A 23,085-nucleotide genomic window follows, 5' to 3' on the forward strand; every position below is an offset into this window, starting at 1 on the left:
GATCCCCGCCTGCGCGGGGATGACGATCCGCAGGCGCATTACCGTTATTCAACGAGGGAGCACCCCATGGCACGCCGCGTTCTGGAGAAAAATACCTTTTCGACCGGCGAACTGGCCCCGGAATTGTGGGGGCGATCGGACTTAAGCGCCTATGCCTATGGGGCGGCACGCCTGCGCAATGTGTTTATCGAGCCATCGGGCGGCGTGCGTCGCCGTCCCGGCATTCGATTGATTGATGAATTGCCGGGCCCCGCGCGCCTGATCCAGTTCGAGTTCAATACCGAGCAGACCTATCTGCTGGCCTTTGGCGATAACCGCGCACTGGTGTTTGAAGACGGGGTTGAGACGATCTGGTTTGAAACCACGTTTGGGCTGGAACACCATGATCTGCTCAACTGGACGCAGAGTGCGGATACGCTGTTGGTCGTGCATCCCGATGCCAAACCGGTCCGGATCACACGCACCGGCGATGGCAGCTGGCAAACCAGCCTGTGGGCCTGGCGAGAAACCAATTTTCGAACCAGCCAGCCTTACTACAAGTTCGTTCAACCGGCCGCGACCCTGACGCCATCGGGCACCAGCGGAACCGTCACGCTCACTGCCAACATCGATGTGTTCGTGCCAGCGCATGTCGGGACCCTGTGGCGGATTCAGGGGATTGAGGGCGAGATTAAAAGTGTCGCCAATGCTCGGTCTGCCACCATCGCGCTGAAGCAGGCATTTCCCAATACCGATGCCACCGTCGATTTCGTCGAGCAGGCCTTTTCCGATGTGCGGGGTTGGCCGCGCAGCGTGACCTTTCATCAGGACCGCTTGATCATTGGCGGATCGCGCGATCTGCCCAACCGCCTGTGGATGTCAAAATCCGGCGATCTGTTTAATTTCGAGCTCGGCGAAGGCCTTGATGACGAGGCGATTGAATTTGCCCTGCTTGCCGATCAGGTCAATGCGATTACCGGCATTTTCGCCGGGCGTCATTTGCAGGTCTTTACCAGCGGATCGGAATGGATGGTCACGGGCGATCCGCTCACCCCCGCCAATGTGCAGGTCACGCGCCAGACCCGGATCGGGAGCCAAAGTGATCGCACTGTGCCACTGGTCAATGTTGATGGCGCAACGCTTTTTGCCGGGCGGAGCGGGCGCGAAATTCGCGAATTCCTGTTTACCGATGTCGAGCAGGCCTATGGATCAGCCGACCTTGCTTTGCTGTCACGCCATCTGACCCATCATCCCATCGATCAGGCCTTTGATCCGGTTCGGCGGCTTTTGCATGTGGTGATGCGCGATGGATCGCTTGCCACCCTGACGCTGTATCGGTCTGAGGCCATCACCGCCTGGTCGGCGCAATCGGTTGCGGGATGTGCCTTTGCATCCGTTTCGGTGTCGGGCGGGGATGTCTATGTCGTGCTGGAACGGGGTGGCCGTTATTTCCTGGGCGTGTTTGACCCGCAATGCGGCTTTGATCTTTATCGCCGCCAAGCGGTGGCCGCGGGTGAGGCGCCACGCCGACATTGGGGCAATCTTGATCCGCTTGATGGCCTTGATGTCAGCGTTTGGCACGATGGCGTTCTTGCCCGTGACATCCCGGTTGCCGGGGGCACGATTACGCTGCCAGATCACATCGGTGCGGTGCCGGAGATCGAGGTCGGCTTGCCCTTTACCCATGAAATCTATGCCCTGCCGCCGGCCGCATCGGATGGCAGCCGCCCGCATGGTGGTAATGCCGTGCGTCTGGTCTCGGTGACCTTGCGTTTGCAGGAAACCGGGCAGCTTCGCGTCGATACCGGTCGGGGATTGCGCGATGTGGCGCTGCCGGTTTCCGCCGATGACAAAGATGCGCTCTATAGCGGGGATATCACGCTCCGCGCACTGGGCTGGCGGCGGGGCAGTGGCGGGACAGTTAAAAGCGGATTATGGCGCATCGCCGGGGCATTGCCCCGGCCTTTTTTGTTGCTCGGTGCGGCCAGTGAAATGGGGGTGAATGACTGATGGGTGGATTTACATCAATCGTGCCGATGGCGGCATCGGTGCTGCAAACCGGACAACGGATTAGCGCCAACCAGACCAATGCACAAAGCCGTATTGATCAAACCGAAGCCGCCCGTAAGGCGGAGCTGGCCGAGATCGCAGCACGCGAGCGCGAAGACGCCACCAATCGCGAAGAAGACCTGCGTCGTCGTCAGGCAACCGCACGTGCCCGGCAAGGGGCTGCGGGCCTGATGGCCGGTGGATCGGGATCGGCCAGTGCGGTTCTGGCGGGTTATGAAAAAGCCACCCGGCAGGATGCGGACCAGAGTGCCGATGCCGCCGCGAGAAACCGCAATCGCATCAACCAACAGGCCGCCTGGCGTGAAAAGTCGCTGTTGCGATCTTCGCAGGATGACACTGTTGCGCGGCTGAATGCCTGGTTTTCAAAGCGCGATGGCTGGGGCTGAGGTTCTGGGGCTGAGGTTTATTAGGGGGAAGAAACTATGGGCGCTGTTTTTACCAATCAGATCCGTGCCGCCATCGCCTTTGTTGGCGATGGTACGCGCGACAGTTTTCCGTTTGATTTTGATGTGTTTGATGCGGGCGATGTGCGCATCAGCATCAATGGGGTGGAAACCGATACCGGCTTTCATATCGCACTTACACCCAGCGATCAGGGCGGGGGTGGCGTGGTGCGGTTTGAAAATCCGCCGGCAAATGGCAGCACGATCCATATTGCCCGGCAGTTGCATTTGCGCCGCCTGAGCAGCTTTGACGCCATGTCGATCCCGCGCGGTGATGCGCTGGAGCGTGATCTTGATTTCATGACGGCCGCCCTTGGCGATGTTGATCGCGCGCTTTCCGGGGCTTTGCGCTTTGGCGCGGATCAGGGGGAGGGCACGTCGGCTGAGCTTCCGGTGATCAAGCCCGGTCGGGCGCTGATCTGGAACGCGGATGGCACGGGGCTTGCCAATGGTCCGACGGCCGATGATATCGCGGTCGCAAGCCATAAGGCCAGCCAGGCACAAGATGCCGCCAACCGGGCCGAGGCTGCCGAAAGTCGATCTGAAATCGCGGTCGCGTCGTTTGAACGGACTGCTGCCGGGGCGATGCTTGATCTTGATTTTCGCAGTGGTGATGTGCTGGCGTGGGAGGATGAACGCCGCATGCCGGTGATTGATGCGCCGGTTTCGCGCATCATGGATATCCGCGAAACCGGATCGCTGGTCCGGCTGTCCAGCGGGGCGCAATTGACCCTGCCGGTGGCATCGATTGCGCGCAATGGGGTGCGCTTTCGGGTGTTTAACGGTGATGGCACGATGGTCGATATCACGACGGCGGCGGGGAATGTCATTCGCCCGACCAATGGCGGGGCGGAGGCAACTGTTTATCCGTTGCCGACACGGGGTGACATGGTCGATCTGATCTGTGATGGCACGCGCTGGTTTGCCGCCCCGATCCATGAAAGCGGCCCGGTGGTGAAGCTTTTGCGCACGGCCAGCCAATCCATTCCGGCGGGCGGGGCGTTTCTGGTCGAATGGGATCAGGTGATTGAAGACAGCCACGGGCTTTATGACAGCGGCGTGCATGGGGTGACGGCGCTTCCGCCGGGCTTTTATCATGTTGATATCGGGGTGCGTTTCCCGATTACCGACCAGTCGGTCTTTACAACTTTGTCGCTCGAACGCTTTGACGGTACGGATTGGTCAAGCCACCTGCAGGCCAATGATATTACCGCCATGGGCAGCGGGGCGGCACACAGTTTGCGCCTCAACGGCATTGCCCGGATTAATCCCACACCCGGCACCGGATTGCGCCTGCGTCTGTCGCATAGTGATGCGCAAACACGCGACATTGGCGCAAGCGGCCTTTTGACCTGGTGTCACATTCATCGCATTGGCGGCTGACGCAACGCCACCATCCATCACATGCCAAATGAACGGAGATGCACCCAATGGGATTGCGCTATCAGCCGCTTGCGGCCTGCATGAATGTTTCGCGCGCCAGCACAAAGCTTGTTCGCGGCCAAAATGGCCTGCTTGAAACCCGCGCGATTGATGAACCGGCCTATGACCATGATCGGCTTGGCCGGCGCTTGGGCCTTTTGATCGAGGGGGCGGCGACCAACCTGCTGCGCTACTCAATGGCCTTTGACAATGCGCTTTGGGAAAAGAACAGCGGTGTGGTGGTAGGTGCCAGCACAATCGCCGCCCCGGATGGCAGTGAGAGCGCGATGCAGCTTGATCTGCCGGGTACTTCCGGTGGTGCGGATGGACTTTATCAGAATGTCGGCGGGCTTGTTGCCAGCCAGACATACAGCCTTGCCATTTGGATGCGCGCAGTTTCGGGCATGGCTGACATCACGCTTGGCGGGATTGACGGGGCTTCCGCGCATGGCTTTACACTCGATGAAAACTGGCAGCGGGTCTGGATCGCCGAACCGGCATCCGGTACGACCCGCTATCCGAAAATCAGCACCGCAGTTTCGGCCCTTCCGGCCTCCATCCTGATCTGGAATGCCCAGCTTGAAACCGGACCAGCGCCGACAAGTGACATCATCAGCAACGGTATCCCGGCGGCACGTGCGGCCGATGATGTGCGGCTTGATCCCGGCGACTGGTTCGCGCAAGGGCGGGGCACCTTGGTGTTTGATATCCATACCGCGTCCGATTGGGATGGTATCTGGCGGATCGTGCAGCTTTATTCGCTGAGTCTGAATGATGATCACCTTGATCTTGGTTATGACAGTGCCGCCGATCAGTTGCGCATTTCGCTACGTTCGGGTGGCGTGCCGGTCGTCACCCAGTCGCTGTATGGCACGCTTGCCAAGGATAGCCGTCATCGCATCGCGCTGGCGTGGGATGATGACGTGATCTCGGTAGGGCTGGATGGTGTGGTGTTGTCATCCCCCGATGGCTTTGCCATGCCGCGCAACTTTTCCAATATCGTGCTGGGTTCCTTTGGCGGCACCGACAAGGCCCTGAACGGGCATGTGCGCAATCTCGCCTATTGGCCGGAAAAGCTTTCCAATGCGCGGTTGTCAGAGCTTTCAACTGTCTGAGGATGGGCGATGCGTGAGACGGAAAACACCGATCCAATCGCCACCTTGCGAGCGGAACTGCTGCGCGATTTGCCCGATGACATCAAACGGGTGCGCAATGCCTATCGCCGGGCGGCACAGCAGGCAGCGCTTCTGCGCGAAGCCAAGGATTTCAATGCGCATCAGGCGGCGTGCAAAACCGCCCTTGGGCATCTTGATGGTTTGATCAAACTGCTGCGTTGGGCGTCTGAGGGGCAGGGTGCCGGGGAAGACGACGGCGCGGACGATGCAATGAACACCAGCGATTTGATCGCCAAAGCGAAGGAGGCGCTTGAAGGTGCCAGCTGAGGGATTGGCGTAAAGCATTGTGATCTTTGTGTGATGGTATCACATCCGTGATTGTCGAGACGTCCTTGAAAGCTGCCGGCATAGGTCGCGCAGCGATAAATGCCTAACTTTAGAAAGGACAGACCATGAAAAATGCGATGATTGTTTTTGCCAGCCTGATGTTTATGGCAAGCCCTGCATTTGCCAATGGTGGTGACGAGGAATCGGCAAGTTCGAGCTCGGAAGACAGCCTGATTGAACAGGTGCAGGGTGCGACCCAAAAGCAGAAATGCTGGTCTGCTAAAAATTGCACAGGCAAGGTTCTGAGTAACCGTGATGCCCATAACTGCAAGGACAAATCCAAGGGCAAGTCCTGGGAAAGCAAATTTGGGGTTTGTACAAACCTCTGACCCGCAATTCTCATCGTGATGTGAAGGGCATTCGGCGGCATGCGTTGCCGAATGCCTTTTTGTATTCAAGATAAAGAAATCTGATCATTTCGAGGATCGAGCAAATGGCAAGCTTCGCCGAATTCGTTTGGATCTGGGATCAGATGTTGGGGCTGAGCCTGCCGGCCCATCACCGCAAGATGGCTGATTGGCTTGAGGACTGCTGGCAGTCGGGCAAGCGGGAAATGCTTTTGATGGCATTTCGTAATTCCGGCAAGTCGACACTGGTCGGGTTATTTTGTGCCTGGCTGCTCTATCGCGATACCGATTTGCGTATTCTGGTTCTGGCCGCCGATCTTGATCTGGCGAAAAAGATGGTGCGCAATGTCAAGCGCGTGATTGAACGTCATCCGTTGATGGGGGCCCTGTTGCCCGAAAAGCTGATTGATTGGGGGAGCGAGCGGTTTACCGTGGCGCGGACGGCTGTGTTGCGTGATCCGTCGATGCAGGCGGTGGGTATTGGCGGCAACATCACCGGATCGCGCGCCGATCTGGTGATTTGCGATGATGTCGAGGTGCCGAAAAACAGCGACACCGCCCATAAACGTTGCGAGCTGCGCGAAAAGCTTGGCGAGATTGCCTATGTGCTGGGCCCAACCGGTGCGCAGCTTTATGTCGGCACACCGCACAGCTATTATTCGATCTATGCTGATGAAGCGCGAATTGAAATCGGCGAGGTTGCCCCGTTTCTTGACGGTTTTTCACGCTTTGAGCTTCCCATCGTCAATAAGCACGGGACATCAAACTGGCCGGAAAAATTTGATCTGGCCGCGATTGATGCGATGCGGGCCCGCACGCCAGAGCGCAAATTTCAAAGCCAGATGATGCTTGAAATGATGGCCCCGGTGGCAGGCATCCTCGACCCCGCGTCACTTCGGTTTTACGACGACGCGGCCGAGATCACCCATGGCAATGGCCGCATGAGCCTTCGGATTGGCGGGCGCACCATGGTCGCGAGTGCCTGCCATTTTGATCCGAGTTTTGGTTCCATGCGGGGCGACGGTGCGGTGGTGGCGTGCGTTTATATCTGCGATCAGGGGGAATATTGGCTGCAGGATATCGCGTGGTTGCGGGCGTCTGATCCAAGTGCACCGGCGGCAAACTGCGATATGCCCTGGCGCGATGAGGCCAGCCAGCTTTGTGCGCAGGTGGCCGACTTTATGGCGCGCCATCATTTGCCGTCGGTCCGGGTTGAGACCAATGGCATTGGCCGGTTCCTGCCCAATATCCTGCGGCGTGAATTGAAATCAATCGGATGGGCAGCAAGCGTCGTAGAACATCATGAGAGTACCAACAAGGCCACCCGGATCGAGGATGCCTTTGGTGCGGTGATGGGGGCGGGGTTGTTGCATGTGCATCGCGCTGTTTGCCAGACACCGTTTCTGCGCCAGATGCGCGATTGGCATCCCGATAACAGCAATGCCAACAAAGGTGCTGATGACGGGCTTGATGCGGTGGCGGGCTGTATTTTGCATGATCCGGTGCGTTTGCCACGGGTCGATATGCCAGTCAAACGCGCCGACTGGCGGGCACAAAGCGGGATTTTCCGGGCCGAGAGCCATTTCAATCCGTGAGGGAGGAAAAAACTTTCTCACAATGCCAAATGGTTAGCGCAGGTCTGTATCACATTTGTGAAATATTCATGGAAAATTCAGCTTTGGTCCCTACGTTTATTATATGAAAGCATAGTAAGTAATTTTTATTCCTATACTAAAGTGAGTTTTCGAAGCCAGAAAAAGACGGGTCCCGGCCCATGAAGCCGGCACAAGGAAGCGGCCAAAGATCATTTGTTGATTGATTTTGCAGTACAGGAAAACAAGACGTCCATGTGGGCGCACCTGACTGCCAGGAGGCCTGACCATGTTGAAAACACTGAGCTTGATTGCTGTGGTGGCAGGTGCCGTTGCAGTAACACATACCCCAGCCTCGGCATCCCCCGTCTGCGGGGATCGATCCAAGGTGATCGACAGCCTGAGCGCAAAATATTCGGAAGAACCGGTCGCGGTCGGCGTGACATCCAATGGTGGCGTGATCGAGGTGCTTAAAGCCCCCGATGGCCAGACCTGGACCATCCTGTTTACCTATCCGTCCGGCCCAAGCTGCCTTGTCGCCTCTGGCGAGGCCTGGCAGGACCTGGAAGAAAAGCTCAAAGGCCCGGCAGCTTAAACCAAGCTTCCCCGCCTCCTGACTGCTTTGACCGCTTATCCAGCCCGCGGGATGTCGCCCCGGGTGGAGGAGAGGTCGACCTGACCCGCAAGCCATCGGTTTGCGGGTTTTTCTTTGTCTGAAAATCGAGGCCCCCATGACCCTGCCTGTGACCCAGACGGTTGATGTGATCTGGTGGATCACGGCTGTTGAAATTCCCGCTGTCGCCAGCCTGTTCTGGCTGCATTGGCGGATGCGTTCCGAACTGCTTGGCCGGGTGGAGCAACTTCGCACCCGCGAAGAGTCAGATGCCAGCGACCTGCGCGATGCCTTGGCTGCCTTCAAGCTCGATGTCGCGCGCAACTATGTCTCCATCCCCTATCTCAAGGATGTCGAAAAACGCCTGACCGGCCATTTGCTCCGGATCGAGGCCAAGCTCGACATGCCCCCCCTCCCGAGCAAAAAGGATCTGAGCCTATGACCGTTATCCAAACCCTGACCAGAGCGGCCCCAAATTCGACATCCCAGCCGGTCACCGATCCCGATGCGCTGACTGAGGTCGAAGTGCTTGCCCGTACCCTTTATGGCGAGGCGCGCGGCGAAGAACTTCCCGGGATCGAAGCCGTGGCGTCGGTCATCCTCAACCGGGTGGCGTTTGCGAAGCGGCGCGGGCGTTATTGGTGGGGCAATGACCTCAAATCGGTGTGCCTGAAACCGGCACAGTTTTCCTGCTGGAACGCGAATGATCCCAACCGCGAGAAGCTTCTGGCACTTAGCCCGCGTGACCCGGCCTACCGCTTGTGCAAACGCATCGCCAAGCGGGCGGTGGCGGGCGACCTTCCAGACCAAACCGATGGCGCCACCCATTATCACACCCATGCGGTCGATCCGTTCTGGGCGCGTGGGCATGTGCCGTGTGCCGAGATTGGTGGGCATCTGTTCTACAAGAACATCGGCTAATCCGATGGCCGCTCTTGCCGCCAAGACGGACTGCAAAGAAGCATTGGCTGCGCTTCCGGTGCTCACGTACTGACACGTACGCTGCGCGCCGGTTCTCGCCAATGCTCCTTTTCGTCACGCCTTAACGACAATCCCGACCATCGGTTGGGCATTTGACTTTGATGGAGAACATTGATGATCCCGGCATTGCTTGCCCAGATCGGCCTGCCGCTTTTGATGAAGGCGGTGGGTGCGGGGCTTGATCATATCGACAACCCGATCGCCAAAACCGCGGCCGAGGGCCTGAAACAGGTAGAGGCGGCCGTGACCAAGGGCGACGTCACGCCTGAACAAATCCATGCTGCCAACCGTCACACCGAACGCATGGCCGAAATCGAACTGGCGCGTGATACAGAAACCCTGAAATCCGTCAACCGCACCATCCGCGCCGAGGTCGCCAGCGAAGACGCCTTTGTCCGCCGCTGGCGCCCGAGCTTCGGCTATGCCGTTGCGCTGACCTGGATCATGACCATGGGTGCCATCGCCTATGCCATCATCCTCACCCCGCTACAGGCCCCGGCAATCATTGCAGCACTCGTCAATACCAGCCCGATCTGGGGCATTGCTTTGGGTGTTTTGGGGGTGAGTGTGGTTAAGCGGAGTGCGGATAAGAAGATTTAGTGATTTCGTTTATTGCGTTTGTTTCGAATATTGCGAATAAATGGACGCGTGTGTATAAGTAAGAAAGCTACAAGAAAAATTGTAGAAAATTTGTAGAAAACTTGTAGCCGTGCGCCGGAAAGTGAAATGGAGATTGCAATATGTCCGCAATTCGCAAAGACGATTTTGGCGGTAGATTGCCCACGCAAATTGAAAGCGCTACTGCCGATCAGCTCCGCCAGATTATCGCATCGCAGACCAAAGAAGGTGAAGATACCAAGCTGACTGTCATGCCCGGTGACGGTGAGCCGAAAACGATTACGCTCAGCCCGGCTTTGACCGAAAGCCTGATGTCTTTGTTGCGTCTGGTGTCCAGCCGTCAGGGCTTTCAGATGATCCCGCTTTCGGCGGATTTGACGACGCAACAGGCGGCGGATTTGCTGAATGTGTCTCGGCCCTACCTGATCAAGCTGCTTGAAGCCGGCGAAATCCCGTATGCCACCGTCGGGCGGCACCGCCGGATCAAGGCAGAGGATTTGTTTGCCTATAAGGAAGTCCGGGATGCAGAGCGCCGGGAAGCCTTGTCCGAACTGGCAAAAATGGACGCAGAGCTCCTGCTAAAGGGATATTAGGCGCAGATGACATATCGGGCAGACCATTTTACAGCAATCCTTGATGCCTGTGTTCTGGCCGATGTGTTCAAGCGCAATCTGTTGCTTCATCTTGCCGAGGCAGAACTTTTCCGCCCGCGCTGGAGCCCGCAAATTCTTGATGAACCCGAGCGTGCGATCCTGAAAATCACCAAGGGTGAGGCGGATGGCACCAAGCAGCGTGCGGCAATCGAGCGGGCATTCCGGGACGCCTGCGTGACCGGATATGATGCGCTGATTTCGGCGGTGTCACTGCCAGATCCCGATGATCGCCACGTTCTGGCCGCGGCAATTCACACCAACGCGCAGGTTCTGGTGACAGATAACCTCAAAGATTTTCCGCCGAGTGAATTGGCGAAGTTCGGGGTTGAGCTCAAATCACCTGATGAATTCATTTCCGATACCATTACGCTGCATGAGCAGACAGCGTTTGGCGCGTTGAAAACCATGCGGGCGGGCTATCAAAATCCGGTGCTTACGACAGGCAAGATCATTCAGTTTGCCGAAAGCCGTGGTTTGATGACAACGGCGCTTTTGCTCAAGGAATATGAGCAATATTGGTAAAGCAACTGACGTCAGAGCTCCAAGGCTTCTGATGGATGAGATAAGAAGTAGATTTTCGTAAAGCCTTGCAGATCAAAAGACCTGCTGGTCGTAGGTGAGAGCGTGATTTTCCCACTGTTATTCAGGTGGTTGGCGACCAAAAGTAAGCGTATATCTGGTCCTGCATTCTTACGATAAGTACCCAGCTTTTTGCATTTTTCATCAATTGCAGATTGAATTAGCTCAATGGGATCTTGGCTTACCCATCCGACTCTATCGTTTATAACGTACCAGCGAGAATGAAATTCTTTGGTAACCCAAACCTTGGTTCCGCAACTGAGAAAAAATTGAGTTTGGTAGCCGTTTTCTCTGCTTTCAAGGTTTTCTGCCATTAAGGCTTGATGCAGTTCTTTCAACTCGCATTCAGAGATATTTCCAGCATCTGGCTTCCTAAGGAGCCGAACATGCAAAGCCAAATTAGATTTTTTCTCAAAACTATGAGCAAATTTTTCTAATTTTTTGCTTCGATGTTGTTCTGTCTGTTTTACGGACGATCCTCCTTTGTTCTTGTTTTCATTAAGAAATATTTCCCTTACCTCCAGCCCAAAAATAAGTGCGCCCTCTTTTATGATAAAATCTGGTTTCTCGCGCTGTTCTAAAATTTCCCACGAGGTATTTAGTAGCTGAGATGCTTTGAGCACAAAGTTACGCTCATCACGCTTTTGAGAATCTGAGGTCATTCTTGAGTTCTGCCTCTTTGGAGGTGTTCAAGGAACGCCGTGATATCCTGTGCCGAATACCCCAACAACTCTCCCATCCGCGCGGAATCTGCGTCATGGTCCTTGACCGTCCCAGCGCATAAATTACGACACATAACCAACGCTTCCTCGATCCGCCATTCTTCGCCGGGCAGGGCGAAGAACAAGTAGCGCATGTCATGGGGTGGGCGCGGGATGATTTCTTGGGCGCGGATGATCCGGCCTGATTTGACGTGCGGGGCAAAATCGGCTTCGGGGAAATAATGGCTGACATGGACTGCGTCCGAGAACATTGCCATCGGCTTTGTTCCGGCCAGCATCAATTCCAGTTCGCGGTCATTATGCGGGCCGATGCCCGGCGGGAGGTCGAAATCATCATCCATGCGATCACCCGAGTTTGCGGATCCAAGTTTCACATCGGTTTGAGACATCGTCAACGATATGGTTAAGCCTTGGGCTATCGGCGTCGGTATCACGAACTTCATCGCGCAGCGGGGTAATGGTTTCGCGCACTTTCTTTGCCATGGTGAGCAGCGCCTTGCGAAGCGCGGTGGGGGAGCTGCCGATCATGCGGGCCTGGGATTCCCAGTGGGGCCAGTCCAGTTCGGTCGGGTCATAGCATCCGCCGATGGATTGGGCGAGGCGGGGGCGCTGGCTTTTGAAGCAATCGCGAAATGCCGCACCATTGTTGACGTCATAAAGCGGACTGATCGCGGTGTGGACATTTGTCGCCTTGGCATTTGTCGGGCGTTGCCGATAGATCAGCGAATAGTTCTTGGCGTGCGCATCCGGGTTGCCGATCAGGAAATTGAAAATCACAAACCCAAGCAATTTGGGGATATCGCGCGCCGGGATGGTGGATGCCTGTTTGGTGAGCGCAAACATCGCGGCAAGGTCTGGCCCGCCTTGACGTTCATATTTGACATCCGGGTTCACCCCAAGTGCCTGACAGAAATCTTCCTGATGCAGGCGGGTGACGCGGACGCCGTTTGATGTCTGGGCATAGGCGCGGTCAAAGCGGGTGACGAACAGGACAGGGCGATCATTGAACAGGCGGATTTTGGTGTGCGCGGCATCAAGACCGATCTTGCGCGCAAGCTTCATGCAGAAATGCTCGGTCCGGGTAGAGTCCGGCAGGCGTTCGATATCGATCTTGAGGATGTGGGTACTTGGATATCCGCCAAACGGCAGGGAGATTTCCTGTGTGGCTGGATCGATATAAACCGCGGCCTTGTCATTCACCCCGGCCAGCGACAGGACAACTTCATCCTCTTCGATGAAAAGCGGTCTTTGGGGCAGCTCGGCAATGCGTTTGGCAAGATCATCGGTCGAGATCGCCGAAAGACGGGCATCGGATTGCAGGGGGCTTTCCGCCTGATCGGGATGGATCAGCATCAAGGCCCCGGCGCAATCGCGCCCGATATGTTCCAGAATGCCAAACTCGTCCGTCGGGGCGACATCAAACAATGCTGCGATCTGGCGGCGGACATCTTTTTTATCGGGCAGAAGCCCGTCAAAGAACGGTTCAATGGCCTGATGGTCAAACGCACCATCCCGCAGCGGAATGCTTTGCGAAACCGGATAGGCCGCAGGGCTTGCAAGCCATTCCGGGTCATATTCAAATGACATATAGCCACGCGCATCGGCGCGCAAAACGCCAACCCGGTCGCGGCCATTGGCAAGGACCAGAAGGGTTTTGGTCATGCCGTGCCCCCGTCCGTTTGGGCGGGATCGGGTTCGGATGACATATCCGACCAGTCCAGCATCACCTGACCGCCAAGGGCACGGGTGATATCCAGGATATTGGCAAAGCCCGGATTGTCGGCCTTGCCGGTTTCAAGCTGGCTGAGGAACTTGACGCTCAAGCCCGTGGCAAGCGCCAGATCGGTCTGCGACAGGCCAAGCGCCTTGCGGGCCTTGCGGATTTCCGGGCCAAGCTCGTCCATGCGGGTGATGTGCACGGCATCCTCCAAATTTACCTATGGGTAAATTTAGGGGGTTTTGCTGTGAATGTAAAGTGAAGTTTACCTGTAAGTAAAATTTCGTGGTTTTAGGGCGATTTTTGGTGAAGTTTTACTTATGGGTAAAGTATGGCGCTTCTGCGAGTGTGCGGAAGCGCCAAAGAGGGGAGGTCTAAAGCGCAATCTCAAGGTTCTTCATTACCTTGCCCTGACCGCCTGCCAGAAGGCCGGTGATGCGGTCATCTTTAAGCTCCAGCGTGACCTTGATTTCGCTTGGGGACGGTTCGGTCATGAATTCGCCCTGGGCGATCAGGAAGCTGTCCTTTTTGATTTCTAGTAAATCATGGAGGACGCAGGCCAGCGGGCCGGCGGCCATGCCGGTGGCGGCTTCCTCGGTGATGCCATAGCGCGGGGCGAACATGCGGGTGGTGGCGTCAATCCCGGCATCACCTGTGTCACCGGTGTCGGTGGTAAAGATGTAATAGCCGATCAGGTCCAGTTTCTCGCTGATCGCGTTGATGGCATCCTGATCGGGCGTGATGTTGGCGAGCGTCGCCTGATCTTTCACGGCAATGACGATGAAGTTATTGCCGGTGTTGACCAGAACCGGGCGGGCGCGGTCATCGAGATCATTAGACGTGATCGCAAGCGATTTCAGCACATCATCAAGTGTTACACCTTGATCAATCCAGCGGGCGGCCGGGGTGTAGGTCGGGGCCAGTTGCTCCATATAGGCCATGCCGTGATCAAGGATGATCTTACGCGGGCCATCGACGGTTTCCTTGGAGGTCTCGCCATCGCCAAAGCGTTCGAGTGCGGCGAGATAGGAAAAAGTCGCGATGGTCGCATGGCCGCAATGGGCGATGCGTTTGGTCGGGGTAAAGAAATCAAGCTTTATGCCGCAGGTCTCGGATTTCGAGACAAAGGCGGTTTCCGACAGGCCGACTTTCTGCGCGATGCTGAGCTTTTGCGCGTCGCTAAACTGGTCGGCATCCAGTACGACACCGGCCGGATTACCGCCCTGACCATTTTTCACAAACGCATTAACGATCTGCACCGGGACGGTTTGGGTATTTTGTTGAGATGTACTCATGACTCTATTCCTGCTAAAATCTCTGATGAGGCTGTTTTAAGTGTTTTGTCAGGAATTTCGGACTCATATATAGATGAAGAAACCTCATGAAATGTCGCGGGCGGATCTGATCGGACGGGTGAGCCCCTTGGCCCCGGTGTTGGCCGCGATTGCGCGTGAAAACAGTTTCAGCAAGGCGGCCGAAAAGCTGGGTGTGCATCAGTCGGCCGTCAGTCACCGGATCACCCAGCTTGAAGAGGCGCTTGGCTTTGCGTTGTTTGAGCGCACCACGCGCCAGATCACGCCGACCGAATATGGCCGGGTGCTGTGTGCGGCTGCGCTTGAGACGGTGGGTGTCTGGGACGGGGCGTTTGACCGGCTGGAGAAATTCAGAACGAGCGGCACGGTGCGCCTGTCGGTGGCATCCGCGCTGGCGATGAAATGGGTATTGCCCAATCTGGCGTCGGCACAGGACGCCGGGCTTGAGATTGCCTTGGACGTCAATGACCGGCCGGTGGATTTCAGCGCTGGCACGATGGATGCCGCCATTCGCTTTGGCGCCGGGCCCTATCCCGGTTTGCATTCCAGCTTGCTTAAAAAGGCAGCGATCGTGCCGGTCGCCCGTCCGGGTTATGTCGCCGGGGGCAGGGGGCTTGAAGAGGTTCTTGGCGACAGTGATGTCACCTTGCTTAAGGATGCGGTCGGGGAGCGTGATGGCACGGATTTCAGTTGGGGCTATTATTACGCAAAGGCCGGTTTAAGCCTTGATGCGGATCGCAAGGCGCTTGCGTTTGATCGTGCCGATCTGGTGTTACAGGCCGCAATCAACGGCATGGGCATCGGGCTTGGCCGAACCCTTCTGATTGAGGGCGATATCGCACAAGGGTTTCTTGCGCCGGTTGGTCCGGAGGTTCCCATGAAATCGGCCTATTGGCTGGTCTGCAGTCCGGAATTTTCCAAGACGGAACGGTATGCGAAGCTTTTGGGCTGGCTGAAGGATCAGATGAAATAGGCTTGCCGTTTCGCACGTGTCTGCCTAAATTCCCGCCATGACAAATACAACTGATGACATGATCTATCGCGTATTGGGTTCGGATGAATGGGCAGAAGCGCTCAGTGCCGGACAATATGACGGTGCGCCGCATGATATTGCCGATGGCTTTATCCATTTCTCGACCCAGGATACGCTGGCCGCAACGCTTGCGCTGCATTATGCCGGGCGGGATCACTTGAAATTGCTGCGGGTGCCGGTCGCGCCGATTGCCGCGAAAATCAAATGGGAACCGGCCCGCGGCGGCACGCTGTTCCCGCATCTCTATGATGTTCTGTCCGTGGAGCACGTGACCAAGGTCGATGAAATTCGCCTTGATGAAAACGGTGTTCACATCCTGCCCGAAGATCTGCGTTGATCTGCGCCAGCTCCGCCTGAACGCGCCGGATCTAAATCCCGCACGGCTTCCAAAGATATAATCGCCCGCCGCCTTTCTTCGTGCCGGTATCGATCACGCCGGGCAATTTCCCGGCGCGCACGGCATTCAGGAATGAATGGCCGAGTTTGACCTTGTCGCCGATATAAAGCGCGTCCCAGTCACGCCCATAGATTTCATGGAAATGAAAAGGGCCGGGGCTTCGCGCGGCAAGGGTTGCTTTGAGTTTATCAAGATCAAGCTGTGTCATGGGGTGATCTCAGCATAGTTGCGGCGGGTTTGCATTGTGCTGGCGCAAATTGCGCGGAAACAAGCGCGCCCGTCAGGCGTTGTGGTTTCATGCATAACATTCAGATCCATAGCCGAAAGGCCCGGCCATGACGGCGCCGAAAAATGCAAAGGTCGCGGACATCGTTGCGCGGATTGACAAGCGCGCAGAAGGCGACCGCCATGTTTCGGTCGGTGATATCGTGGCCGAGCTTGGACAACGCAGTCAGGGGCCGTTTCTTCTGGTGCCGGCTTTGATTGGTGTGTCGCCGATTGGTGGTATTCCCTTCGCGCCAACCTTTCTGGCCGCACTCGTTGCCGTGTTTTCCCTGCAAATCATCATCGGGCGCAGGCATTTATGGCTGCCCGATGTCTTGGCAGCGCGGGAAATCGGGGGTGACAAGGTCCGTGCCGGACTGGAAAAGATTGATCCGGTGGCCAAGCGGATGGATCGCTGGTTTGGTGGGCGGTTTGAAAGCCTGATCAGCGGGGTTGCCGTGCGGATCGCAGCCCTGATGTGCCTGCTCCTGTCTCTGTCGATGCCGATGTTTGAACTTGTCCCGTTTGCCGCCATCGCCCCCATGAGCGCCATTGCCGCCTTTGGCTTGGCGATTTTGGTCAGTGACGGGCTTTTAATGCTGGCCGCCGTTGCCATGACCCTCGGCACCGTGATTTTGATGTTTCAGATCATCTGAGGCATTTAGCCATCTAAACCGCCTGATATGCAAACAGCCCGCCGATGGTTCGGCAGGCTGTTTTTTTTGTGTTTGTGATCGGTGTTAACTTAGGCGAGTTCTGCCAGGGCAGAGGCGTTGAAGTCTTCCAGCTGATCATAGGCGCCGTTTTTGACCTTGTTGGCCCACTGGGCGTCGCTCAGAAGCGCGCGACCAACCGCGATCAGGTCAAACTCGCCCTTTTCCATGCGATTGATCAGCTCATCAAGGCTGGCCTTTTGCGATGCTTCGCCAGAGAACGCACCGATAAAGTCAGATGACAGGCCGACAGAGCCGACCGAAATCGTCGGCGCCCCGGTCAGTTTTTTCGCCCAACCGGCAAAGTTCAGGCCCTTTTCACCATCGATTTCGGGGAATTCCGGTTCCCAGAAACGGCGTTGCGATGCGTGGATGATATCAACCCCGGCCTCAACCAGCGGGCCGAGCCAATCTGTCATTTCATCGGGCGTATAAGCAAGGCGGGCGGTAAAGTCCTGCTGTTTCCACTGGCTGACGCGCAGGATGATCGGGAAGTCCGGGCCGACGGCGGCCCGCATTGCGGTCACCACTTCGCGGGCAAAGGTCGAACGTTCCTTGATCGTCTTGCCGCCAAAACGATCAGTGCGCAGATTGGTGCCGGGCCAGAAGAACTGATCAATCAGATAGCCGTGCGCGCCATGAATTTCAAAGGTATCAAAACCGGCATTCTTGGCATCAAGGGCGGCCTTGGCAAAGGCTGCGATCGTGTCGGCAATATCAGATTCCGACATGGTGTTGCCACGCGGATCATCCGGGCCAACCAGACCTGACGGGCTTTCGACCGGTGCGTCCGGTTCCCAGTCATCAGGCGTGCGGGTTGATCCGGTATGCCAGATCTGCGGGCCCATCTTGCCACCGGCCGCATGCACGGCATCGGCAACGGCCTTCCAGCCCTTCATGGCGGCCTCGCCATGGAAAAGCGGAATGTGCGGAAGGTTACGCGATGCCGGACGATCAACCACGGTCCCCTCCGAAAGGATCAGACCAACACCTCCTGCGGCGCGCTTGCTGTAATAATCCGCGTTGACTGCACCCGGAATGCCGTCCGGTGCCTTGTTACGGGTCATCGGGGCCATGACAATGCGGTTGGGAAGATCGAGCGTTTTCAGCTTGAAAGGTGTGAAGAGAATGTCGGGTTTTGACATTGGATATCCTTTGATCGGAATTTCTGTTTTGGTCGCTCCTAGATATTCCGGAAATGGCGGCTGTCAATCTGTGGCTACGCGATAAAAACATCGGTGCATGATTTTATGCAGTACAACGCCTGAGATCGTTGTTGGTGCGATCATAAGAAAATAACCGGCCGCATGGCGCCACTTAATGCCATTGATCCTTGCCCTAAACCCGTGAGCCGCGTAAGAAAAGGGCATGTCCTTTCAAGCACGGAGCGTCTCGCGTGGGGTGGTATAAGTCACTGGTTTTGCCGATTGTCCGCTGGATTGATGCCGAGACCGCGCATGGTCTGGCGATCTGGGCGCTGAAAAACAATCTGGTGCCGCGCGCCGATGACGCGACCGACGCGACCCCGATGCTGGAAACCGAGGTGTTCGGGCGCAAATTTGCCAATCCGGTCGGGCTTGCCGCGGGCTTTGATAAAAACGCCGAAGTCCCTAACCAGATGCTCTCGCACGGCTTTGGCTTTGTTGAGATCGGCTCGGTGACGCCTTTGCCGCAACCCGGAAACCCGAAACCCCGCCTTTTCCGGCTTTATTCCGACCGGGCGGTGATCAACCGCATGGGCTTTAATAATGACGGGGCCGAATTGGTGGCCGCACGCCTGCGCAAACGCGCACGTCGCGGGGTTTTGGGCGCTAACCTTGGCAAGAACAAATATTCCGAAGATGCGGCTGATGATTACGCCAAGGGGGTCGAGGCGCTTGGTCCCTATGCCGATTATCTGGTGGTCAATGTGTCCTCGCCCAATACGCCGGGCCTGCGCGCTTTGCAGGGCCGTGCGCCGCTTGAAAAGCTGCTTAAGGTCGTGATCAAGGCGCGGAATTCCTTTGCCAAGGGTGTGCCGGTGTTGTTGAAAGTCGCCCCGGATTTGACCGAGGAAGACAAATCCGACATCGCGGCTGTGGTCACCAAAGTCAAACTTGATGGCATGATCGTATCGAACACCACGATTGACCGGCCGGTCGGGCTTAATTCTTATGATCAGGATGAAAAGGGCGGTCTTTCCGGCCCGCCTTTGATGGAACCCTCGACCAAGGTTCTGGCCGACTTTTACCGATTGACCGAGGGCAAGGTGCCGCTGATTGGGGTTGGCGGGATTGCATCGGGCAAGGATGCCTATGAGAAGATCCTCAATGGTGCTTCGCTGGTGCAGCTTTATTCCTCGCTGGTCTATCACGGTGTGGAGTTGGTGACCGAGATCAAGGAAGACCTTGCACGGCGCCTGCGCAAGGATGGCTTTTCCAATGTATCGGATGCAGTCGGTGCCGCCTTCCCGGAGATTTCGGGCAAAGGCATTCCGGTCGATGAAGCCCGTTCTGCCAAGGCAGCTGTTGCTGCCAAATCAAACAAGAAGTAACACAAGGATCCGGACGGCATGAGCAAGCCCGCGCCCTATGAAATGATCAATGGCCTGTCCGAGGTGATTGGTAAATATGATGCCGTGATCCTTGATCTGTGGGGCGTTGTGCATGACGGGGTGACACCCTATCCAAGCTCGATCGCCGCGATGACAGCCCTTAAGGAAGCCGGTATTCCGGTGGCCCTTCTGTCGAATGCGCCGCGCCGTTCCTCGGTCGTGGTCAACCGGATGGAAGATATGGGCATTTCGCGCGATTTGTATGGCCCGGCGGTGGCATCGGGCGAGGTTGCCTATGCCCAGCTCGTCGCGCGATCCGATCCCTGGTACGCCAAGCTGGGTCGCAAGGTCCTGATGGTCGGGCCGGTGCGCGATATGTCGATGTTTGAAAATCAGGATGTCGAAATCGTCACCGAGGTCGATGATGCCGACTGGGTTCTGATCACCGGCCCGAACGAGGATCATGATCAGGTGTCGAAATACGAAGACCTTCTGCATGCGCTGAAGGCCCGCGACCTGCCGGTGCTGTGTCCCAACCCGGACCGTGAAGTGATCCGCGGTGGCAAACGCATCATTTGTGCCGGTGCCATTGCCGGGCGTTACGAAGAACTGGGTGGCAATGTCCGCTGGGAAGGCAAGCCGTTGGCAAGTGCCTATGACTTCTGCCTGCAGATGTTTGATAAGGGCCCGGATGCCAAGCTTCTGGTCGTCGGCGACAGCATCTCGACCGATATTGCTGGATCCAACAATGCCGGTCTGGATGTCGCACTCGTCACCGGCGGCATCCACGCCGAAGAACTCGACGCGCCGCGCGGTACGCTGCCGGAACGCGAAAAGCTTGATGCGCTTCTGGCCGCCACGGGCCGTCACATCACCTATGCGATGGGGGATTTCTGCTGGTAGCAGTTAGGTTGCTCTTGGCATAATCAAGCTTGTTTTTGACGGCCAATTTATCTTGGAACTCGAATGGTTACGTTGGCTAACGTGTACGAGAAGTTCGGTGAAGTTTCTGAGGCCGCCCAGCTTCTGGAAACTGAACTCGGAACAATGCTGTTTACGCATGAATGTTTGGATGCCGACCTAATTCGAAACCCTGATTCAGCCAAAGCCAGTGAGATTGTTCAAAAGGTGAACAAACACACGCTTGGTCGTTTGATTTCCGCTTTAAAAGCAAAGCAGAAAGATTCTGCGGTTTCTGCGGAAATGCTTGAGACTGCTTTGCGTGCAAGAAATTTTTTAAGCCATTCCTTCTATCGGTATCACAACTTTCGGCGAAACTCTTCTGAGGGTCGTGAGCTGATGCTGAATGATTTAGAGCGGCTCCATAATGAAATCCTTGCCGCATATTTGGCTCTATTATCTGCTTCTGGTATAGATATAGATGGGCAAATTGCATCGGGCGGAAACTCGCAGCTTCCGACGCGATGGGTGAAAATTTAGCATGTCATTTAGGTGTGGGCAGTCCTATGTATTCGGAAGGGAAACGGGCATGCTAACCGATGAGATCCGCGACTATGCCAATCGTTCGGTTCTCTGCTGGCTGGCGACAAGTTCTGATGCCGGACCGTCGGTCAGCCCCAAGGAAATCTTTGCGTGTTTTGGGGATGACCGCATCATCATCGCCAATATTGCTTCCCCGCAGTCGGTTGAGAATATCGCGCGCAATCCGCATGTTTGCGTGAGTTTCGTTGATGTTTTTTCGCAACGCGGCTGGCAGCTTTATGGCGCGGCGACCCTGATGCGCAAAGGTGACGCCGGGTTTGAAGAACGCCAAGCCATCCTGCAGGACATGGCAGGCAACGCCTTCCGGGTGGCGACCCTGTTTGATGTCACGGTCACCAAGGCGAATGAAATCCTCGCCCCCAGTTACCGGTTTAAAAACGACGTGCATGAGGCCGACATGCGCGAAAGTGCGATGCGGACCTATGGCGTCAAACCGCGCGACTAGTTTTCCGCCGCCACCTTGCTTTCGCGGAAGATCACGAAAAGCCCGCTTGCGGTAATGATGGCTGCCCCGACAAAGGTCAGAACATCGGGCGTTTCACCCCAGAACATCCAGCCAAGTGCGGTTGCCCAGATCAGGGCCGTGTAATCGAATGGTGCCACCGTCGGGGCCTCGGCAAAGCGGAAGGCCTGGGTGATCATGGTCATGCCAAGCGAGCCACAGAGCGCAATCGCCAGAAACAGCCAGATGTCCTCCGCCCGGACCGGGCTCCAGACAAAGATCACCGGTATGCTGGTCAGGATCGCGCTGGTCAGGCTGAGATAAAGCAGCAATGTCCACATGCTTTCGCGCGTATCGACAAAGCGCGCGCTTAGCATCAGGATCGCATAGGTAAACGCAGTCGCAATCGGCAGGAGCGATATCAGCTCAAACGTTGCGGCACCAGGCCGGACAATTACCAGAACCCCCAGAAAACCAACACTAACCGCAAGCCAGCGCCGCCAGCCGACCCGGGCAATGAAGATTGCCGACAGTGCGGTGATAAATAACGGTGCGACAAAGGCCAGTGCTGTGGCTTCGGCAAGACCGAGGTGGTGGATGCTGGTAAAGAACATCACGGTGGCGGCAATCCAGACGACACCGCGCATGAAATGCACGTGAACGCGGCTTGACCGCAAGCTGCGAGAACCGCCCATTTTGAGCGCCACCATAAAGGCAAAGGGAAGGGCGATGATGTTGCGCAGGAAGATGATCTGGATCGGGGAATAATGATCCATCAGGCTTTTGGCCAGCGCATCATTGATACACAGCGCTGCCACCCCGCCACACATCGTCATGATGCCGACAAGGTTGTTCTGGCGGGAAGACGTTTGCGTGGCCAATGGGGCTTCCTAGTTGATGGTGACGTTAGCTTTCAGCTTTACGGGAATTGTAGCGATGAGGCCAGCAGTTAAGCAAAAACGCCGCCCGAAAGTGGGCGGCGTTTCGCAGTTTGATCGGCTTTGAGGAGACGATCATATGGATGTATTGGCAGCCGATCAGATCGCCATTTTGCGGTTGGCGTCGATATAAATCTCGCGCAGGCGCTTGGCGACCGGGCCGGGGACGCCATCGCCGATTTTCTTGTCATCGATCTCGACAACCGGGCAGACAAAGGCCGAGGCCGAGGTCGAAAAGGCTTCAGCCGCATTCTGGGCTTCTTCGATGGTGAAGTGGCGTTCTTCGACCTTGAGCTGAAGTTCCTCGGCGCATTTCAGAACCGCGGCACGGGTGATGCCGTGGAGGATGTCGGTCGAAAGCTCACGGGTGACGATCGTGCCGTCCTTGGTGACGATATAGGCGTTGTTGCTTGATCCTTCGGTGACATAGCCATCCAGCACCATCCAGGCATCGTCCTTGCCCTTGGCAGCCGCATCGGTTTTGAGAAGCGACGCATAAAGCAGCTGGGTGGTTTTGATGTCGGACCGGCGCCAGCGGATGTCGGGGAAGGTGACAATCTTCTGGCCGCGTTCGGCAAGGGCCGATTTGATCAGGGATTTGCTTTGCGTGAACATCACGATGGTCGGCGGCGTTTGCGGGTCGATCGCGAAATCACGATCACCGGCCGAACCACGCGATACTTGCAGGTAAATCAGGCCTTCGGTGATGTC

Annotated in this window: 29 protein-coding genes; 20 read left to right on the forward strand and 9 right to left on the reverse strand. The window is 56.6% G+C overall.

Annotated features, from left to right (window positions below; all coding sequences use genetic code 11):
• The 13 genes from B2T33_RS09045 to B2T33_RS09105 form a co-directional block, all read left to right on the forward strand.
• Window positions 1-1,989, forward strand: a 1,989-nt coding sequence (locus B2T33_RS09045; RefSeq protein WP_349678239.1) for a hypothetical protein, incomplete at its 5' end; no start/stop codon positions are given.
• Window positions 1,989-2,435, forward strand: a complete 447-nt coding sequence (locus tag B2T33_RS09050) for a hypothetical protein (protein ID WP_286791716.1) — start codon at window positions 1,989-1,991, stop codon at window positions 2,433-2,435. The genes B2T33_RS09045 and B2T33_RS09050, both read left to right, overlap by 1 nt.
• A 36-nt stretch (window positions 2,436-2,471) precedes the next feature.
• Window positions 2,472-3,875 carry a hypothetical protein gene (locus B2T33_RS09055; protein WP_286791717.1) on the forward strand — a complete coding sequence of 468 codons (1,404 nt, stop codon included), beginning with the start codon at window positions 2,472-2,474 and terminating at the stop codon, window positions 3,873-3,875.
• A gap of 47 nt (window positions 3,876-3,922) precedes the next feature.
• On the forward strand, window positions 3,923-5,029 hold the full coding sequence (locus B2T33_RS09060; RefSeq protein ID WP_286791718.1) for a phage head spike fiber domain-containing protein: 1,107 nt from the start codon (window positions 3,923-3,925) through the stop codon (window positions 5,027-5,029).
• Window positions 5,030-5,038: 9 nt separating this feature from the next.
• Window positions 5,039-5,356, forward strand: a complete 318-nt coding sequence (locus tag B2T33_RS09065) for a hypothetical protein (RefSeq protein ID WP_286791719.1) — start codon at window positions 5,039-5,041, stop codon at window positions 5,354-5,356.
• Between the two features lie 125 nt (window positions 5,357-5,481).
• The gene (locus tag B2T33_RS09070; protein ID WP_286791720.1) at window positions 5,482-5,745 is read left to right on the forward strand and encodes a hypothetical protein; all 264 of its coding nucleotides are present in this window, start codon (window positions 5,482-5,484) and stop codon (window positions 5,743-5,745) included.
• Between the two features lie 104 nt (window positions 5,746-5,849).
• Entirely contained in the window at window positions 5,850-7,358 is a 1,509-nt protein-coding gene (terL, locus tag B2T33_RS09075) for a phage terminase large subunit (protein ID WP_286791721.1), read from the forward strand.
• Window positions 7,359-7,644: 286 nt separating this feature from the next.
• Window positions 7,645-7,950, forward strand: coding sequence for a hypothetical protein (locus B2T33_RS09080; protein WP_008890208.1), 306 nt, complete (start codon window positions 7,645-7,647; stop codon window positions 7,948-7,950).
• Between the two features lie 136 nt (window positions 7,951-8,086).
• Entirely contained in the window at window positions 8,087-8,410 is a 324-nt protein-coding gene (locus B2T33_RS09085; protein WP_286791722.1) for a hypothetical protein, read from the forward strand.
• On the forward strand, window positions 8,407-8,889 hold the full coding sequence (locus tag B2T33_RS09090) for a cell wall hydrolase (RefSeq protein ID WP_286791723.1): 483 nt from the start codon (window positions 8,407-8,409) through the stop codon (window positions 8,887-8,889). Before B2T33_RS09085 ends, B2T33_RS09090 begins: the two co-directional genes overlap by 4 nt.
• A 174-nt stretch (window positions 8,890-9,063) precedes the next feature.
• Window positions 9,064-9,549: a 3TM-type holin gene (locus tag B2T33_RS09095; RefSeq protein WP_286791724.1), complete on the forward strand. Its 486-nt coding sequence runs from the start codon at window positions 9,064-9,066 to the stop codon at window positions 9,547-9,549.
• Between the two features lie 140 nt (window positions 9,550-9,689).
• Entirely contained in the window at window positions 9,690-10,160 is a 471-nt protein-coding gene (locus tag B2T33_RS09100; protein ID WP_286791726.1) for a helix-turn-helix domain-containing protein, read from the forward strand.
• Window positions 10,161-10,166: 6 nt separating this feature from the next.
• Complete coding sequence (locus B2T33_RS09105; protein WP_286791727.1) at window positions 10,167-10,742, forward strand: PIN domain-containing protein; 576 nt, start codon at window positions 10,167-10,169, stop codon at window positions 10,740-10,742.
• 11 nt (window positions 10,743-10,753) lie between these two features.
• On the opposite strand, the gene B2T33_RS09110 is transcribed toward B2T33_RS09105, so the two are convergent.
• From B2T33_RS09110 to B2T33_RS09130, 5 genes are all read right to left on the reverse strand, one after another.
• On the reverse strand, window positions 10,754-11,461 hold the full coding sequence (locus B2T33_RS09110; protein ID WP_286791728.1) for a hypothetical protein: 708 nt from the start codon (window positions 11,459-11,461) through the stop codon (window positions 10,754-10,756).
• Complete coding sequence (locus B2T33_RS09115; RefSeq protein WP_286791729.1) at window positions 11,458-11,862, reverse strand: hypothetical protein; 405 nt, start codon at window positions 11,860-11,862, stop codon at window positions 11,458-11,460. The genes B2T33_RS09110 and B2T33_RS09115 overlap by 4 nt, the downstream gene beginning before the upstream one ends.
• 4 nt (window positions 11,863-11,866) lie before the next feature.
• Entirely contained in the window at window positions 11,867-13,183 is a 1,317-nt protein-coding gene (locus B2T33_RS09120; protein WP_286791730.1) for a type II toxin-antitoxin system HipA family toxin, read from the reverse strand.
• Window positions 13,180-13,440, reverse strand: a complete 261-nt coding sequence (locus B2T33_RS09125; protein WP_286791731.1) for a helix-turn-helix domain-containing protein — start codon at window positions 13,438-13,440, stop codon at window positions 13,180-13,182. Before B2T33_RS09125 ends, B2T33_RS09120 begins: the two co-directional genes overlap by 4 nt.
• Before the next feature lie 172 nt (window positions 13,441-13,612).
• A complete protein-coding gene (locus B2T33_RS09130) occupies window positions 13,613-14,533 on the reverse strand; it encodes a PhzF family phenazine biosynthesis protein (protein WP_197147027.1) in 921 nt (306 codons plus the stop codon).
• A 73-nt stretch (window positions 14,534-14,606) separates the two neighbouring features.
• Here B2T33_RS09130 and B2T33_RS09135 point away from each other — a divergent pair, with 73 nt between their 5' ends.
• Both B2T33_RS09135 and B2T33_RS09140 read left to right on the forward strand, forming a co-directional pair.
• Entirely contained in the window at window positions 14,607-15,524 is a 918-nt protein-coding gene (locus B2T33_RS09135; RefSeq protein ID WP_197147028.1) for a LysR family transcriptional regulator, read from the forward strand.
• Between the two features lie 37 nt (window positions 15,525-15,561).
• A complete protein-coding gene (locus B2T33_RS09140; RefSeq protein ID WP_064781822.1) occupies window positions 15,562-15,921 on the forward strand; it encodes a DUF952 domain-containing protein in 360 nt (119 codons plus the stop codon).
• A 31-nt stretch (window positions 15,922-15,952) separates the two neighbouring features.
• Here the strand turns inward: B2T33_RS09140 and B2T33_RS09145 are convergent, their stop codons facing one another.
• Window positions 15,953-16,189: a DUF1413 domain-containing protein gene (locus tag B2T33_RS09145; RefSeq protein WP_286791732.1), complete on the reverse strand. Its 237-nt coding sequence runs from the start codon at window positions 16,187-16,189 to the stop codon at window positions 15,953-15,955.
• A 127-nt stretch (window positions 16,190-16,316) separates the two neighbouring features.
• On the opposite strand from B2T33_RS09145, the gene B2T33_RS09150 reads away from it, so the two are divergent.
• Window positions 16,317-16,901, forward strand: a complete 585-nt coding sequence (locus B2T33_RS09150; protein ID WP_286791733.1) for an exopolysaccharide biosynthesis protein — start codon at window positions 16,317-16,319, stop codon at window positions 16,899-16,901.
• Between the two features lie 89 nt (window positions 16,902-16,990).
• Here B2T33_RS09150 and B2T33_RS09155 read toward each other — a convergent pair whose 3' ends face one another.
• Complete coding sequence (locus B2T33_RS09155; RefSeq protein ID WP_286791734.1) at window positions 16,991-18,103, reverse strand: NADH:flavin oxidoreductase; 1,113 nt, start codon at window positions 18,101-18,103, stop codon at window positions 16,991-16,993.
• Window positions 18,104-18,354: 251 nt separating this feature from the next.
• Between B2T33_RS09155 and B2T33_RS09160 the strand changes: the two genes are divergently transcribed.
• The 4 genes from B2T33_RS09160 to B2T33_RS09175 all read left to right on the forward strand — a co-directional run bounded on the left by B2T33_RS09160 (window position 18,355) and on the right by B2T33_RS09175 (window position 21,439).
• Entirely contained in the window at window positions 18,355-19,491 is a 1,137-nt protein-coding gene (locus B2T33_RS09160; protein ID WP_286791735.1) for a quinone-dependent dihydroorotate dehydrogenase, read from the forward strand.
• A gap of 18 nt (window positions 19,492-19,509) precedes the next feature.
• On the forward strand, window positions 19,510-20,394 hold the full coding sequence (locus B2T33_RS09165; RefSeq protein WP_197147033.1) for a TIGR01459 family HAD-type hydrolase: 885 nt from the start codon (window positions 19,510-19,512) through the stop codon (window positions 20,392-20,394).
• A 63-nt stretch (window positions 20,395-20,457) separates the two neighbouring features.
• Window positions 20,458-20,931, forward strand: coding sequence for a hypothetical protein (locus tag B2T33_RS09170; RefSeq protein WP_197147034.1), 474 nt, complete (start codon window positions 20,458-20,460; stop codon window positions 20,929-20,931).
• A 49-nt stretch (window positions 20,932-20,980) separates the two neighbouring features.
• The gene (locus B2T33_RS09175; RefSeq protein ID WP_197147035.1) at window positions 20,981-21,439 is read left to right on the forward strand and encodes a pyridoxamine 5'-phosphate oxidase family protein; all 459 of its coding nucleotides are present in this window, start codon (window positions 20,981-20,983) and stop codon (window positions 21,437-21,439) included.
• Here the strand turns inward: B2T33_RS09175 and B2T33_RS09180 are convergent.
• Complete coding sequence (locus B2T33_RS09180; protein WP_197147036.1) at window positions 21,436-22,317, reverse strand: DMT family transporter; 882 nt, start codon at window positions 22,315-22,317, stop codon at window positions 21,436-21,438. The two genes, B2T33_RS09175 and B2T33_RS09180, sit on opposite strands and share 4 nt — an antisense overlap.
• Before the next feature lie 156 nt (window positions 22,318-22,473).
• Window positions 22,474-23,085, reverse strand: a 612-nt coding sequence (locus tag B2T33_RS09185; protein ID WP_286791736.1) for an aminotransferase class IV, incomplete at its 5' end; no start/stop codon positions are given.

This window comes from Thalassospira sp. UBA4513 (assembly GCF_002388495.1).
Classification (GTDB): Bacteria; Pseudomonadota; Alphaproteobacteria; order Rhodospirillales; family Thalassospiraceae; genus Thalassospira; species Thalassospira tepidiphila.